This window comes from uncultured Thiocystis sp., from assembly GCF_903866365.1.
GTDB lineage: Bacteria > Pseudomonadota > Gammaproteobacteria > Chromatiales > Chromatiaceae > Chromatium.
Window position 1 is genome coordinate 1 of record NZ_CAIPNF010000374.1, and the last position, 1,584, is coordinate 1,584.

At 61.5% G+C, this 1,584-nt stretch carries 1 pseudogene; it reads left to right on the forward strand.

Going from position 1 to position 1,584, the window contains the following annotated elements:
* The first annotated feature begins 267 nt into the window (after positions 1-267).
* Positions 268-1,245 (forward strand): annotated as a pseudogene (locus QZY07_RS21040) (IS481 family transposase).
* The last annotated feature ends 339 nt before the right edge of the window (positions 1,246-1,584 follow it).

A 1,584-nucleotide genomic window follows, 5' to 3' on the forward strand; every position in this document is an offset into this window, starting at 1 on the left:
GTCAGGATGCCCACACCGGCTTCGTCCTCGAAGAAGATGTCGGCCTGCATCTTTTTCGCAACGCGCCGAATAATCGGCCATTTTTCAGTGAGATAGCGCTTTGTCTCAGCCTCATTATCGCTGTCGCGTCCCGTATGATTATATTCCGCTCAGGAGCTATCCTTTGTTCCAGGTCCGCGAGGCGCTGCGCACACTCAGCGATGAGCTGAGAGCGACCAAGCGCCCCCTGCCAACAACGCCATCACCGACCTGACGGGATACCTGACCATGAAGCTGAATCTGCATCGCAACGCTCGCACCACCCCCGCGATTCGTCAGGAATTGCGCGCCTCGACGAAATCGGAGCGCGAACTGGCGCGCGAATACCATCTGAATCGCGCCACCGTGCGCAAATGGCGGCGGCGTGAAACCGGTCAGGATGCCTCCCACCGTCCACACCGGATTCACGCTACCTTGAGCCCGGTCCAGGAGCAGGTGGTGGTGGCGCTGCGCCAGACTCTGTTACTGCCGCTGGACGATCTGCTGGCGGTCACCCGCGAGTTCATCCACCCCGAGGTCTCGCGTTCGGGCTTGGATCGCTGTCTGCGCCGCCACGGGGTGTCCAACCTCAGCGCCCTGATCCCGCCACCCGAAGGGGAAACCAAACCGGTCAAGACCTTCAAGGATTATGCGCCCGGCTTCGTTCACGTCGATGTCAAAGACCTGCCGCAGATGCCGGACGAGCCGGCGCACCAGTATCTGTTCGTCGCGATTGATCGCGCCTCGCGCTGGGTCGACGTCGACATCTTACCGGAGAAAACCGCCGCCAATGCCCGCGATTTCCTGCGGCGCCTGATCGACAAAGCGCCCTTCACGATTGAGAAGATCCTCACCGACAACGGCAAGGAATTCACCGACCGCTTCTGCGCCACCGGTGAACGCGAACCAACCGGGCACCATCTCTTTGACCAGGGCTGTGCACGTCATGGCATCGAACACCGGCTCATTGCCCCCCGCCATCCGCAGACCAACGGCATGGTGGAACGCTTCAATGGGCGCATCGCCGACGTGCTCGCCACCACCCGCTTCGACTCCGCGCAGAACCTGGCGGACACCCTCGCCGGCTACGTGCGGTGATACCATCACCAGATCCCACAGAAAGCGCTGGGACACGTCTCGCCGATTCAAGCACTCAAGAGCTGGCAACAGAAATGCCCCGAACGCTTCAGAAGGCCGGTCTATCATCTCGCGGGACTTGACACCTAACGAATAAGGTTAGATCGTCCGAGCGCAGCGAGCGACGATCTGAACCGTTTGTTGGACGAGCCCGTGGTCAAGGCTGTGCGGGGGAATAGAAAATAGCTTTTCGAAGCCGAGGGGGCGCTCAAAGCGGATACCGACAAAGAGCACGCAGTGTGCGCGTATGATCTGTCGTTGCGACGAAGGCGGATGTGGTAACGGCCTAGACTGGGGATTCTGCCCGAATTCGAGCCAAGCGTCAGCCTCGGCTCGTAGACGCCGACGGTCGGGGGCGCGCCGGGTTGGAGGCGGTGGCCTCCGTGGCTTCACGAGTTGGAATCAGAGGCGGTGGCGCACGCGGCGGGA